We start from the raw sequence: 14,799 nt of genomic DNA on the forward strand, positions 1-14,799 counted from the left end.
CTAATTACGCCCTTGGGTGTGCTTGTTTATAAGCTGATTGCAAACGCTCAGGTGAAACATGTGTATAGATCTGAGTTGTTGCTAAAGAGGCATGACCTAAAATCTCTTGAACAGTTCTTAAATCTGCGCCACCTTCTAGTAAATGTGTAGCTGCGCTATGACGAAGTCCATGTGGTCCCATAGAGGCGCCAACTGCCTTCATTGCTTCATAAACAACTTCACGAACAGTTCGCTGATCAATTCTTTTTCCACGTGATCCTAAGAAGAGGGCATCTTGAGATGATTGATTAGCAAATTCACTTCTGCCTTTATTTAGATAATTATCAATAGTAGCCATTGCAGGCATGCCAACTGGCACAACTCTTTGTTTATCACCTTTGCCAATAACATTTAAGGTATTTCTTGATCTATCAACATCGCCAAGATTTAAGCCACATAATTCTGAAACTCGAATGCCAGAGCCATATAAGACCTCAACTAAAGCTAAGTCTCTAATATTTAAAGCACTTGGCTCCTCCACTGACTTAACTTCAAGTGCTTTAAGAACTGTGATGGCCTCTTCAATATTTAAAACCTCAGGTAATACTTTATGTGGTTTTGGTACGGCAAGATTTGCGCCCAAATCTGAATTCAGCCAACCATTTGCTGCTGCCCAATTAGTAAATGCTCTTATTGAAACAATTCGTCTAGTTAAAGTAGATCTTGCAACACCAGTGCTTTGAAGATTAGCAAGCCATGACCTGATATGTTCAATTTCTAATTGATTAAACTCAACAATTCCTAGTTTGCTCATATGTTTTAAAAATGATTCTAAGTCTGTGACATAACCTCTAATTGAATTATCAGATAAATTTCGCACCATCGCCAAGTGCTCTTCATACTGGGTGATAAGTGCAGCGGACATGATCAGCAGATTACTCGGGTTTGCGCCCTTGCCTTAGTAAGCCATAGGTAACCGCGTCATCTAATGCCATTGCTGAGGCTGCAATTACGTTCTCATGAACGCCAACTGTGCTCCATTCACCATTTCCATCACTAGTCTCAACTAATACTCGAGTTACAGCGCCGGTGCCAAGGCGTCCTTCTAAAATACGTACTTTGTAATCAGTTAACTCAAGTTTTGAAAGCTCTGGATAAAACTTCTCAAGACCTTTTCTAAGTGCGTTATCAATTGCATTCACTGGGCCATTTCCAACACCTTGGGCTGAAATCACTTCACCATTAGCACTTATTTTTACAGTTGCTTTTGAAGTCACATTACCTGATTCATCTTGGTGAACAGTTGTTTGCCAATCTTCAATGGTGAAAAAGCTTGGCCGCTTTCCCAAAACCTCAGTGCGAAGTAGTAATTCAAATGAAGCATCTGCTGCTTCAAAGGTGAAGCCTTTGCCCTCAAGATCTTTAACCTTCTCAACTACTCTACTTATTAAATCTTTATCTCCACCTAAATCAATACCAAGCTCAACAGATTTAAGTTCGATTGAGGCTCGACCTGCCATTTCAGAAACTAACATTCGCATGTCATTTCCTACAGACTCAGGTGTCTCATGTTGATACATCATTGGATCTACCTTAATTGCAGAGGCATGAAGTCCTGCTTTGTGAGCAAATGCGGATGTGCCAACATATGGTTGGCGCGCACTTGGCGCAACATTTGTAATCTCAGCAACAGCATGAGAAATACGAAAAGCTTCTTGTAATTTGCCGGCAGGTAATACTATTTTATCTTTTTTTAACTCAAGATTTGCAATTATATTAACCAAATCAGCATTACCAGTTCGCTCACCATAACCATTTAATGTTCCCTGCACGTGAGTAACTCCGGCAGCAATAGCAGCTAGCGAGTTAGCAACGGCGCAGCCTGTGTCGTTATGGCAATGAATACCAAGGCGGGCCTTTGATGCACTTAAAACTTCATTTACAATACTTGATAACTCATCTGGCAGCATGCCGCCATTTGTGTCACAAAGCGCTACAACATCAGCGCCTGACTCTGCAGCGACTCTGACTACTTCAAGTGCGTAAGCCTTATTTGAAAGGTATCCATCAAAGAAATGCTCTGCATCTAAAAATACTCGCTGCCCACTTGCTTTTAAAAACTTAATTGAATCAGCGATCATTGCAAGGTTTTCATCTAAGTGGGTTTTAAGTGCTAGATCCACATGTCGATCATGACTCTTTGCTACCAGTGTTACTACTGGGGCTTTTGAATCAACTAATGCACGAAGTAATAAGTCATCTGCGGCTTTAACATCGGCACGTCTTGTAGCACCAAATGCCACAAAGGTTGCATTTTTAAGTTTTAACTCTGTTTGGGCTAATTTAAAAAACTCAGTATCTTTTGGATTTGCGCCAGGCCAGCCGCCTTCAATAAATCCAACACCTAGATCATCTAAATGCTTAGCAATAGTTAACTTATCGTGGACAGAAAGATTTAATCCCTCTTGCTGGGCGCCATCACGAAGTGTGGTGTCATAGATATGAAATGAATCATTAATTGGCATTAGATAACCCGTTTATTCCAGCCATGTTTATCAGGAGTACTGCCATGTTGAATTCCAAGTAGGCCAGCACGAATCTGATTTGTAATCGGTCCAGGCTTTCCATCACCAGTTTGCCAGGTGCCATGAATACTTTTAGCAGCTCCAACAGCTGAAACAACTGCGGCAGTTCCACAAGCAAATATCTCAGTTATTTCACCGGATTTAACACCATCTCGCCAATCATCAATTGAAATCATTGTTTCCTCGGTTTTAAACCCAAGGTCATTTGCTAAAGTTAAAATTGAATCGCGAGTAATTCCCGGAAGTAATGTGCCGGTAAGTTTTGGCGTCATTATCTTGGCATCTTTACCACTTCCCTTAATAAAGTAGAGATTCATGCCACCCATCTCCTCTACCCATTTTCTTTCTACTGCATCAATATATGCAACTTGATCACAGCCCTCTTTGGCAGCTTGTTTTTGCGCAAGAAGAGAAGCCGCGTAATTTCCTCCACACTTTGCTTCACCAGTTCCACCAAGTGCTGCTCTTACATACTCTGTTGAAATCCAAACTGTTACAGCTTTATCTGCATTAAAGTAAGCAGCAGCTGGAGTTGCAATTAATACATAAGTTGCATGATTTGATGGCCTAACACCTAGTCCAACTTCAGTTGCAATCATAAAGGGGCGTAAATATAAAGATTCACCAATCTTTTTTGGCACCCATTCTTTATCAGCTTTAACTAATGCCTCAATAGTTTGTACAAAGAAATCAACTGGCATTTCAGGAAGTGCGATACGGGCAGCAGACTTTGCAAATCTTTTTGCATTTGCCTCTGGTCTAAATAATGAAACCCCACCATCTGGTTGAACATATGCTTTCATTCCTTCAAATACTTCTTGGCCATAATGAAAAACCATGGTGGCAGGATCAAGAGTTAATGGACCATATGCTTCTAACTTTGCATCTGCCCAGCCAGTATTTTCATTCCACTGCGCAATGACCATGTTATCGGTGTAGTACTTACCAAAACCTGGTTCTAAAACTTTCTTATTACGCTCATCTGCAGCGACTGGATTTGAACTTGGGTTACTAATTATTTTCATGCCACACCCGCTACTAAAGCTTGACCGATCTCTGTTGTTGAACGTTTTTTATCACCGCGGCTTGCAAGATCTCTAGCAACAGCTGACTCAACATCATTGGCAGCTTTAACCTCACCTAAATGATTTAGCATCATAGAAATTGATAATACCGTTGCAGTTGGATCAGCCAAGTTTTTTCCAGCAATATCAGGTGCGCTGCCGTGTACTGGCTCAAACATTGATGGAAAAGCCCCGGTTGGATTTATATTTCCACTGGCAGCAAGACCGATGCCACCACAGATTGCAGCTGCAATATCAGTGATTATGTCGCCAAATAAATTATCAGTAACTACTACATCAAATCGCTCAGGGTTAGTCACAAAAAACATTGAAGCAGCATCAACATGTAAGTAGTCGGTAGTAACTTGTGGAAAATCCTTAGCAACCTCACTAAATACTCGAGTCCAAAGTCCTCCTGCTCGAGTTAGCACATTATTTTTGTGTACCAAAGTTAGTTTTTTTCGTGGGCGTAATTGAGCGCGATTAAATGCATCTCGGATAACTCGCTCAATACCTTTATAGGTATTAATTGATTCCTCAATTGCAAGCTCTTTCGTTGTACCTTCATCCTTTATCGAGCCAGCGCCAACATATAAACCTTCAGTTCCCTCTCTGACTACAACAAAATCTATTCCTTTATTGTTAGTAATTGGTGAGGTAACTCCTGGAAATAATTTCGCAGGGCGCAGATTTATGTAATGTTCAAATGCAAACCGTAATTTAAGTAATAATCCACGCTCTAGTACTCCACTTGGCACTGTTGGATCACCAACTGCTCCAAGTAAAATAACATCAGATTTTGCAATCTCTGCCATAACTGAATCTGGCAAAGTTTCACCAGTTTTATGCCAATAGGCAGCGCCTAATTCATAATTTGTTTTATTAAAAACTAAATCATATTTTTTAGCAACCGCATCTAAAACCTTAAGTCCCTCGCTAACAACCTCAGGCCCAATGCCATCACCGGCTATTACTGCTAAATTAAAATTCTTCATTCGCTCACCAAATTCACAAACCTCACTAGTGATGAACCAGTTTCTTTAGCAATTATCTCAATTACCTCTTTTGGAATTACTGAATCCACAGTTAGTGCCATCAAAGCTTGTCCGCCCTCTTGGGTACGACCAACTTGCATATCGGCAATATTTATTTTTAATTTGCCAAGCGCATTTCCAACTACGCCAACAACACCAGGAATATCGGTATAGCGAAGGAATAGTAAATTATTTGTTGGCTTAAGATCTAGGTCTAACTTGTCTATTGCCACAATCTTCTGAGTCTGCTTAATTCCCATAAGTGTTCCACTAACAAAAACTTGACTGCCATCAGCACATGCTGCGCGTACTGAAACTAAATTTCGGTGATCAGGACTTTCTGGATCCGTCATTACTGCAGAAGTTACAGATCGCTCTGCGGCTAAGTTAGGCGCATTCACATATGTAACATCCTCACAACCCATAGCAATTAATCCACCCTTTAATGCACTAGTTGAAAGGACTGAAACATCTAGAGCAGATATTTCACCTCTTACCTCAACATCTAGTGAAACAATTACGTCACTAGCTAATGCAGTTGCTACTTGAGCTAACTTCTCAACAAGTGGCAATGCTGGGCGAACTGCTTCATCAATCACACCACCCTTAACATTTACAGCATCTGGTACTAACTCACCAGATAGCGCTTTGCGAACTGAAATTGCAACTGCAATACCAGCCCTCTCTTGTGCTTCATCCGTTGATGCACCTAAGTGCGGAGTTGCAACCACATTATCTAGTGTAAAAAGTGGTGAATCAGTACATGGCTCAGTTGCAAATACATCAAGGCCAGCACCAGCAACTTTGCCATTCTTTAATGCTTCATAAAGTGCACTCTCATCTAGTACTCCACCACGCGCAGCATTAATAATTCTTACAGTCGGCTTAACTTTTTTAAGCGCATCAGTACCAATTAAATTAGCGGTCTCTTTAGTTTTAGGAAGATGAATAGTTATAAAATCGCTAACTTTTAGTAACTCATCTAATTCAACTAATTTAACATTTAATTGTGCAGCTTTTGCTGGCTGAAGGTATGGATCATATGCAACTACATCCATTCCAAATGCTTGCATGCGGTGTGCAACTAATTGCCCAATCCGGCCAAAACCAACAACTCCTAGAGTTTTTTCAAATAATTCAGCACCTGTGTATTTAGATCTTGCCCACTTACCACCTTTAAGTGCGGCATGAGCTGGTGAAATATATCTGGCAGAGGCTAGAAGTAATCCAATTGCAAGCTCTGCGGCAGAGACAATATTTGAAGTTGGTGCATTAACAACCATTACACCAGCAGCCGTAGCCGCTGGAATTTCTACATTATCTAATCCAACACCAGCACGTGCAATTACTTTTAATCCTTTTGCTGCAGATATTGCCTCTGCATCCATCTTGGTAGCAGAACGGATTAATACCGCATCTACTCCTTTAGATAATGCAACAAGTAATTCACTTCGGTCAGCGCCATTACAATTGCGCACCTCAAAGTCAGGTCCAAGCGCATCTAAAGTGGCCGGACTTAACTCCTCAGCAATTAACACAACTGGTTTAGCCACGCGCTGCAGTTCCCTCCTTGTAATCATCTTTGTTACCAGATTTAACCCATGACATCATTTTGCGAAGATCGCGACCAACCTGCTCAATCGGGTGAACCTCACCTTTTGCTCTTAGAGCTTTAAACTCTGGGGCACCAGCATCTTGATCATCAATAAATCGCTTAGCAAATGCACCGGATTGAATATCGGCAAGCACAGCTTTCATATTTTCTTTAACACTTGGATCAATAACTCTAGGACCTGAGATGTAATCGCCATACTCTGCTGTGTCAGATACTGACCAGCGTTGCTTAGCAATTCCACCTTCATACATAAGATCAACAATTAACTTTAACTCGTGCAAACACTCAAAGTAGGCAACCTCTGGTTGATATCCTGCTTCAATTAAAGTTTCATAGCCATACATAACTAATTGTGATGCACCACCACAAAGAACTGATTGCTCACCAAATAAATCTGTTTCACACTCTTCTGTAAAGGTAGTTAAAATTCCACCAGCACGAAGGCCACCGATTGCCTTTGCATATGAAAGTGTGATTGGCCAAGCATTTCCAGTTGCATCTTGCTCTACTGCAACAATCACTGGCACACCGCGCCCTGCAGAGTACTCACGACGAACTAAATGTCCTGGTCCCTTTGGTGCAACCATACAAACATCAACTTTTGCAGATGGTTTGATATAGCCAAAGCGAATATTAAATCCATGACCAAAAAATAGCGCTGCACCGTCTTTAATGTTTGGCGCGATTGAGTCATTATAAATATGGCGCTGAACGTGATCTGGCGCAAGAAGCATTACAACATCAGCACCCTTAACTGCATCGGCAACTGATGCAACCTTAAGACCCTCAGATTCAGCCTTAGCTCTAGATTTTGAATCTTTTGCCAAACCAACTACAACATCAACACCGCTATCGCGTAGGGATAGGGCGTGTGCATGTCCTTGAGATCCATAGCCAATTACTGCAACCTTCTTAGATTGAATAAGTGCTAGATCTGCATCTTCATCGTGATACATCGTTGCCATGTATTTCTCCTTCGGTTTGTTGGTTTAATTAATTTTGATAATCAGCTGTAGAACTATTTGGGTCTGACTCGTTAGCAGTTCCCATGGTGCTAAGCGTACGGTCAGCCAGGGTGTGATCCCCTCGCTCAAGTGCGACTAAGCCGGATTGAACTAACTCACGAATTCCATGTGGTTTTAATTCTGTAAGCAAGGATTCAATTTCAGAAGACTGACCAACTGCTTCAATAGAGATTGTGCTCTTTGATTCATCAGCAATTACAGCTTTGTACTTATTAACTACTGCTTTAACAGCAGCTGTGTTCGCCACTTTTACTAATAAAATCTCTCGTTTTAATGAATCAGAATCCTTCATCTCTGAAATTCCAATTACATTTACTAATTTAAATAACTGAGCACTCACCTGATCGAGCGCATGCCCTTCTAAATTTAAAACAATAGTCATCCGTGAAACCTTCGGATTTTCAGTCTGTCCAACTGCAAGAGAATCAATGTTGTAACCACGGCGAGAAAATAGAGAAGCAACTCGTGCAAGTACGCCAGGTGAATTTTCTACTAAAACGGCCAAGGTGTGAATAGCCATTACAACTCCTGTGAATCCCAAACAGGCGCCATTGATCTGGCAACTGTAATGTCATCATTTGATGTTCCAGCAGCAACCATTGGCCAAACCATCGCATCACGGTGAACATTAAAATCAACTACAACTGGTCGATCATTAATTGCCATTGCCGCCTCAATAGTTTTATCTACATCCTCTGGTCTCTCACAACGCAGACCAACACAGCCCATAGCTTCAGCTAACAATTTGAAATCTGGAACTCTCTTTGAATGCAGATCAGTATTTGAATAACGTTGGTTATAAAACAGCGTCTGCCACTGGCGAACCATTCCGAGAGATTCATTATTAATTACGGCAACTTTGATTGGAATATTATTTAGCGCACAAGTTACTAATTCTTGATTTGTCATTTGAAAACAACCATCGCCATCAATTGCCCAAACAGTTGTATCTGGTGCACCAACTTTGGCGCCCATTGCAGCTGGAACTGCATAGCCCATAGTTCCTAACCCACCTGAGTTAAGCCAAGTTCGTGGCTTTTCATAACCAATAAATTGTGATGCCCACATTTGATGCTGGCCAACACCGGCAGTAAAGATTGTGTCCGGACCTGAGATCTTGCCAATTCTTTCAATTACATACTGTGGTGAGACTGAACCATCAGATGGCTTGTCATAACCAAGTGGAAACTTTGTTTGCCACCCATAAACCTCATTAAGCCATGGAGTTAAATCTTGTGATTCTTTAGCAAGTGCTGCTTTAGTCACTGGATTTAGCGCAATTAAAATATTTTTTAGATCACCAATTAGTGCAACATCAGCATGACGATTCTTACCAATCTCAGCTGGATCAATGTCGGCGTGAATGATTTTGGCATTTGGTGCAAAGGTGGACAACTTACCCGTTACTCGGTCATCAAAGCGTGCACCTAAAGTAATTAACAAATCTGCCTTTTGTAGAGCAGTTACCGCCGCTACCGTTCCATGCATACCAGGCATACCAAGATGTTGTTTATGTGAGTCTGGAAAAGCTCCACGCGCCATTAATGTTGTAACAACTGGAACGCCAGTTATTTCAGCTAATTGCATTAGCTCTTTGGCAGCATTCGCCTTAATTACACCGCCACCAACATAAAGAACTGGTTTCTTTGATTGAGTTATTAAGGCTGCTGCATCTCTAATCGCCTCACTCTTTGGCTCAACAACTGGGTTGTATCCAGCTAGGGAAACGTTTTTTGGATAGTTAAAAGTAGTCTCTTTTTGTAGCGCATCTTTTGCAATATCAACTAAAACAGCGCCAGGTCTACCCGTACTTGCAATATGGAAAGCCTCTGCGATCGCGCGCGGAATATCTGCAGGATCTGTAATTAAATAATTATGTTTTGTAAATGGCATGGTAATGCCACGAATATCTGCCTCTTGAAAAGCATCGGTTCCAATTGCCGCCGATGGCACCTGCCCTGTTATTGCCACAACTGGAACTGAATCCATCTGCGCATCAGCAAGTGGTGTAACTAAGTTTGTTGCACCAGGACCTGAAGTTGCGATACAAACTCCAACGCGCCCAGTTACTTGGGCATATCCTGTTGCCGCGTGTCCTGCGCCTTGTTCATGTCTTACTAATATGTGTCTTATTTTTGAATCAAAAATTGGATCATAAGCAGGAAGGATGGCGCCACCTGGTATGCCAAACATGACATCAACACCAGCAGCTTCAAGTGCGTTAACTAAACTTTGCGCACCATTCATCTTGCTCATCTTTTCCTTTCCTAATTCGGCCTACTAAAGCAAAACCCCTCAGTTTTATCTGAGGGGTGCGAACTAACTTTTTCTAGTTAGCGCGCACGCTCAATAATCACCACGACCACTGATGTGATCGCAATTTGTGAGATAAGTGAGCTTTTCGTCATGGCATTAGTATCGCAAGTAGTGCGTGCACTAGTCAACTCCTGAGATTGTGATCTCATTATTTGAGCCTACTTAGATAACGAAAAAGTATTAATCACAGACCGCGCCCTTTGAGGCGCTACCAACTAGTTTTGAATACTTGGCTAATACCCCGCGACGGTATTTATGTGGAATTGGTTTAAAGTTTTTCTTTCGCTCATTCATTTCTTTCTCATCCACTAATAAATCTAATGTTCGCTTTTGGGTATCAATTCTCACGCGATCGCCATTTTTTACAAATGCAATTGCTCCGCCATCAACAGCCTCTGGTGCAACATGACCAACGCAAAGTCCAGTTGTACCACCTGAGAATCTTCCATCTGTAATTAATAAGACTGTCTTGCCAAGACCAGCACCTTTTATTGCGCCAGTAATCATTAACATCTCGCGCATACCAGGACCACCTTTTGGTCCTTCATATCTAATTACTACAACATCACCTGCAACAATTGAGCCATTCTCTAACGCATCCATCGCTGCTTGCTCGCGCTCAAATACCTTTGCTGGTCCTTCAAAAACATCAACACCTACTCCAGCCGTCTTACATACCGCACCATCACTAGCGAGTGAGCCTTTAAGAATTGTAATGCCACCACCTACCGCAAGTGGATTCTTTACTGCTTTAAGAATTTCACCATCGGCATCAGGAGGATTAATATCTTTAAGATTCTCAGCCATTGTTTTACCGGTAACAGTTAGACAATCACCATGTAGTAAGCCAGCATCTAGTAGTGCCCTAAGAATTACTGGAATTCCACCAACCTTGTCCACATCAGTCATTACATACTTACCAAAAGGTTTTAAATCTCCAAGTAATGGAACCTTTGAACCAACTCTATGGAAATCCTCAAGAGTTAAATCAACTTCAGCTTCATGAGCTATCGCTAAAAGATGAAGTACTGCGTTAGTTGATCCGCCAAGTGCCATAACAACTGTGATGGCATTTTCAAATGCCTTTTTAGTTAAAATCTGTCTAGTAGTAATTCCCTGACGAATTAACTCAACAACAGCTGCTCCAGATTTGATTGCGTAATCATCACGACGTCGATCAATTGATGGAGGTGAAGCTGATCCTGGCAGTGATAAACCTATTGCTTCACCAACTGCTGCCATTGTGTTAGCGGTATACATGCCACCACATGCGCCCTCACCTGGGCAGATTGCACGTTCAATTTTATCTACTTCTTCTTGTGTAATTAATCCGCGAGCGCACGCTCCAACCGCCTCAAATGCATCAATGATTGTTATATCTCTGCCATCTACTTTTCCTGGCATAGTTGAACCTGCGTAAACAAAAACACTTGCAACATCCATACGAGCGGCCGCCATCATCATGCCAGGAAGTGATTTATCACAACCGGCGAAGGTAACCATTCCATCTAATCGCTCTGCTTGCATAACTGTTTCAACAGAATCGGCAATAACTTCACGTGAGACTAAAGAAAAATGCATACCTTCATGGCCCATTGAAATTCCATCAGAGACTGAGATAGTTCCAAATTGCATTGGGAAACCACCAGCTTCAATTACACCTTTCTTAGATGCTTTAGCTAAACGGTCGAGGGATAAATTACATGGCGTAATTTCATTCCAAGAAGATGCAATACCTATTTGTGGCTTAGCAAAATCTTCATCTTTAAATCCAACTGCTCTAAGCATGCCCCTGGCTGGTGCACGCTCCATGCCATCAGTTACTAAGCCAGATCGTGGCTTCATTTTATTTGTAGGCTTTTTATCGCTCATGAGATTAGTTTATTGCCCTAAGTGTTTTAGTAATAGTTCACGCACCTTAGCCGCATCAGCTTGTCCACCTGTTGCTTTCATCACTGCGCCAATTAACGCACCGGCTGCTGGAATATTTCCCTCTCGCACCCGCTGGGCAGTCTCTGCTTGCGCAGCCACTGCGTCAATGATTGCTTTCATAAGTTGTGAATCATCGGAGACAACCTTAAGTCCTCGCTTTGTGATCACATCAGCAGGTGAGCCCTCCCCTGCAATAACACCTTCCACAACTTGACGAGCTAATTTATCGGTTAATTCACCTTTTGTAATTAACGCAATTACTTGAGCAACATCTTTAACTGATATTAACTCTGTTGCTAAAACTGATCGATCATTTGCAATTCTAGATATCTCACCTAGCCACCAGCTGCGAGCTTTAGTTGGATCTGCCCCTAGTAGAACTGTCTCTTCAACTGTGTCCAGTAATTCGGCGTTAACCATAGCTGCCATCTCTTTATCAGGAACTGACCAAGTAGTTTGTAATCTCTTTCTACGGTCTGCTGGTTTTTCTGGCAATATTTTTTTAAGCTCTTCAATCCATTTTGCATCTGGCACAACTGGAACTAAATCTGGCTCTGGGAAGTATCGATAATCTTCAGCCTGCTCTTTAGATCTACCAGGACGAGTTTGACCACTTTCTTCTAAGAAGTGACGGGTTTCCTGAATGATCCGCTCACCATCTTCTAATCTGTTTGCTTGCCTAATTACTTCTCCAATTACTGCCCGCTCAACGGAGCGCAGTGAGTTAACATTTTTTGTTTCGCTCCTTGTTCCTAGTTTCCCGCTGTTAACTTGCGCAAGAGATAAATTAACGTCGCATCTAAGTGAGCCTTGCTCCATTTTTACATCAGAGACTTTAAGGCCGCGCAAAATATCGCGTAAAGCTGCCACATAAGCACGTGCTACTTGCGGTGCATACTTTCCAGTATCTGGCACAATCTTGGTAACAATTTCAACTAATGGAATTCCTGCTCGGTTGTAATCAAGTAGTGAGTACTCAGCGCCATGAATACGACCGGTTGATCCACCAACATGAAGTGATTTACCAGTGTCCTCTTCCATATGAACTCTTTCAATTTCAATTCTAAAAGTTTTATCACCTTCATCGGTTTGGATTTGAACGTCTAAGTAGCCATTTACACAAATCGGTTCATCATATTGAGAGGTTTGAAAATTCTTTGGCATATCTGGATAAAAGTAATTCTTACGAGCAAATCTTGAATAAGGCGCAATTGAGCAATTAAGTGCAAGACCAATAAGTATTGTGCTCTCAATCGCTCTTTTATTTACAACCGGTAGGGCGCCAGGAAGCCCAAGACAAACCGGGCAGGTTTGAGTATTAGGTAATGCACCAAACTCTGTAGCACAGCTACAAAACATCTTTGATTTTGTATTTAATTCAACGTGAACCTCAAGCCCTAGCGTTGGTTCATATTTTTCAATTACTTGATCATAATTTAAACTCATTTTGAACCTACTAGCTTTGGTGCAAAATCTAGGATCGGCTTTCCCCACTTTGATAGCAAGGCTGCTTCAAGGGCGCCTCCTACTAAATACATCCGATCATCTTTCATTGCCGGTGACATAATTTGAAAACCTACTGGCAAATTATCTTCTGCTGCTAATCCACACGGCAAACTCATGCCGCCAATACCTGCCATATTTACTGGAATAGTTGCAATATCATTTAAATACATTGCAAGAGGGTCATTACTTTTTTCACCAATTTTAAAGGCGGTAGTTGGTGCAGTTGGCGACACTAGAACATCACACTTAGTAAAGGCAGCATCAAAATCTTGTTTAATTAAGGTTCGAACCTTTTGCGCTGAACCATAATATGCATCATAGTAACCAGAAGATAATGCATAGGTTCCTAGAATTATTCGCCTCTTCACCTCACGGCCAAAGCCTGCTTGCCTTGTTAAATTCATTACCTCTTCCGCACTTTTAACACCATCATCTCCTACACGCAAACCAAAGCGCATTGAATCAAATCTTGCTAAATTAGATGAGCACTCACTGGGAGCAATTAAATAATATGCAGCTAAGGCATACTCAAAGTTGGGACAAGAAACTTCAACAATTTCAGCGCCTAACTTAACTAACTCAGCAACTGCTTCATTAAATTTATCCTCAACACCTTTTTGATAACCATCACCGGCTAATTGCTTAACCACACCAATTTTCATTCCCTTAACATCTAGCTTTTTAGCAGCTGCCACCACATCAGGAACCCCTTGATTAATACTTGTTGAATCCTTATTGTCATAACCTGCAATCTCTTGGTGTAATAAAGCAGTATCTAAGACTGTGCGCGCACAAGGCCCTGCTTGATCAAGAGATGATGAGAATGCAACTAAGCCATAGCGAGATACACCGCCATAAGTTGGCTTAACACCAACTGTTCCAGTAACTGCTGCTGGTTGACGAATTGATCCACCAGTATCTGTGCCAATTGCAAGTGGTGCTTCAAATGCGGCAAGGGCTGCTGATGATCCACCACCGGAGCCACCTGGAATTCTTGTTAAATCCCATGGGTTATGAGTTGGTCCATAAGCAGAGTTTTCAGTAGATGATCCCATTGCAAACTCATCCATATTTGTCTTACCTAAAATAATCACACCAGCATTTTTTAATTTAGTAACTACAGTTGAGTCATATGGTGGTCGCCAACCTTCTAAAATTTTAGAACCACACGTAGTTGGTATACCTTTTTGTGTCATTACATCTTTAAGGGCAAGTGGAACTCCAGCAAGTGGTGATAACTTTTCTCCCGCTGCTCGCTTTTTATCAACTGCGGCTGCTTGAGCAAGTGCGCCTTCTTTATCTAAATACAAGAATGCATGAACATCTTTATCAACCGCTGCAATTTGCTCATAATGCTGATTTGTTAACTCAACTGCGCTAATCTCTTTTTTATTAAGTGCTGCCGACATAACCGAGGCGTTATCTCTAATACTCATTACGCTTCACCTAAAATTTGCGGAACTTTAAATCTTCCTTCATCAATTGCCGGTGCACCCGATAATGCCTCTTCCGGAGTCAAACTTGGCAGCACAACATCTTCACGAGTTACATTATTTACAGCAAGTGGATGAGATGTTGCAGGCACATCAGATGATGCCACTTCTTGCACTCTTGCAACGGCGCCAAGAATTACATCCATCTCACCAGCTAAATGATCTAACTCGTCATCGCTCATAGTGATTCGAGCTAACCTAGCTAAGTTTGCGACTTCATCGCGAGAGATTGCGGCCATAATTGGCGAGT

The 14,799-nt window shown here is 41.7% G+C and carries 13 protein-coding genes; all 13 read right to left on the reverse strand.

All coding sequences use genetic code 11. The annotated features are described in order from the left end of the window. Positions 1 to 4: 4 nt before the first annotated feature. Positions 5 to 904: a tyrosine recombinase XerC gene (locus tag B1sIIB91_RS04210; RefSeq protein WP_095688363.1), complete on the reverse strand. Its 900-nt coding sequence runs from the start codon at positions 902 to 904 to the stop codon at positions 5 to 7. A gap of 10 nt (positions 905 to 914) precedes the next feature. Next, a complete protein-coding gene (gene cimA / locus B1sIIB91_RS04215; protein WP_095688364.1) occupies positions 915 to 2,504 on the reverse strand; it encodes a citramalate synthase in 1,590 nt (529 codons plus the stop codon). Then, positions 2,504 to 3,589: a branched-chain amino acid aminotransferase gene (locus B1sIIB91_RS04220; protein ID WP_095688365.1), complete on the reverse strand. Its 1,086-nt coding sequence runs from the start codon at positions 3,587 to 3,589 to the stop codon at positions 2,504 to 2,506. The genes cimA and B1sIIB91_RS04220 overlap by 1 nt, the downstream gene beginning before the upstream one ends. Then, complete coding sequence (locus B1sIIB91_RS04225) at positions 3,586 to 4,623, reverse strand: 3-isopropylmalate dehydrogenase (RefSeq protein WP_018227462.1); 1,038 nt, start codon at positions 4,621 to 4,623, stop codon at positions 3,586 to 3,588. Before B1sIIB91_RS04225 ends, B1sIIB91_RS04220 begins: the two co-directional genes overlap by 4 nt. Beyond that, the gene (gene serA, locus B1sIIB91_RS04230) at positions 4,620 to 6,215 is read right to left on the reverse strand and encodes a phosphoglycerate dehydrogenase (RefSeq protein ID WP_095688366.1); all 1,596 of its coding nucleotides are present in this window, start codon (positions 6,213 to 6,215) and stop codon (positions 4,620 to 4,622) included. Before serA ends, B1sIIB91_RS04225 begins: the two co-directional genes overlap by 4 nt. Next, positions 6,208 to 7,242: a ketol-acid reductoisomerase gene (ilvC, locus tag B1sIIB91_RS04235; RefSeq protein WP_095688367.1), complete on the reverse strand. Its 1,035-nt coding sequence runs from the start codon at positions 7,240 to 7,242 to the stop codon at positions 6,208 to 6,210. Before ilvC ends, serA begins: the two co-directional genes overlap by 8 nt. Before the next feature lie 28 nt (positions 7,243 to 7,270). Beyond that, entirely contained in the window at positions 7,271 to 7,822 is a 552-nt protein-coding gene (gene ilvN, locus B1sIIB91_RS04240; RefSeq protein ID WP_095688368.1) for an acetolactate synthase small subunit, read from the reverse strand. Next, a complete protein-coding gene (locus tag B1sIIB91_RS04245) occupies positions 7,822 to 9,558 on the reverse strand; it encodes an acetolactate synthase large subunit (RefSeq protein ID WP_095688369.1) in 1,737 nt (578 codons plus the stop codon). The genes ilvN and B1sIIB91_RS04245 overlap by 1 nt, the downstream gene beginning before the upstream one ends. A 77-nt stretch (positions 9,559 to 9,635) precedes the next feature. Next, the gene (locus B1sIIB91_RS06120) at positions 9,636 to 9,767 is read right to left on the reverse strand and encodes a hypothetical protein (protein WP_257789587.1); all 132 of its coding nucleotides are present in this window, start codon (positions 9,765 to 9,767) and stop codon (positions 9,636 to 9,638) included. A 31-nt stretch (positions 9,768 to 9,798) separates the two neighbouring features. Then, entirely contained in the window at positions 9,799 to 11,490 is a 1,692-nt protein-coding gene (gene ilvD / locus B1sIIB91_RS04250) for a dihydroxy-acid dehydratase (RefSeq protein WP_095688370.1), read from the reverse strand. A 9-nt stretch (positions 11,491 to 11,499) separates the two neighbouring features. Continuing rightward, entirely contained in the window at positions 11,500 to 12,996 is a 1,497-nt protein-coding gene (gene gatB, locus B1sIIB91_RS04255) for an Asp-tRNA(Asn)/Glu-tRNA(Gln) amidotransferase subunit GatB (protein ID WP_095688371.1), read from the reverse strand. Then, on the reverse strand, positions 12,993 to 14,492 hold the full coding sequence (gene gatA / locus B1sIIB91_RS04260; RefSeq protein WP_095688372.1) for an Asp-tRNA(Asn)/Glu-tRNA(Gln) amidotransferase subunit GatA: 1,500 nt from the start codon (positions 14,490 to 14,492) through the stop codon (positions 12,993 to 12,995). Before gatA ends, gatB begins: the two co-directional genes overlap by 4 nt. Next, the gene (gatC, locus tag B1sIIB91_RS04265) at positions 14,492 to 14,788 is read right to left on the reverse strand and encodes an Asp-tRNA(Asn)/Glu-tRNA(Gln) amidotransferase subunit GatC (protein WP_095688373.1); all 297 of its coding nucleotides are present in this window, start codon (positions 14,786 to 14,788) and stop codon (positions 14,492 to 14,494) included. Before gatC ends, gatA begins: the two co-directional genes overlap by 1 nt. Between the last annotated feature and the right edge of the window lie 11 nt (positions 14,789 to 14,799).

The organism is Candidatus Nanopelagicus abundans (assembly GCF_002288305.1).
GTDB lineage: Bacteria > Actinomycetota > Actinomycetes > Nanopelagicales > Nanopelagicaceae > Nanopelagicus > Nanopelagicus abundans.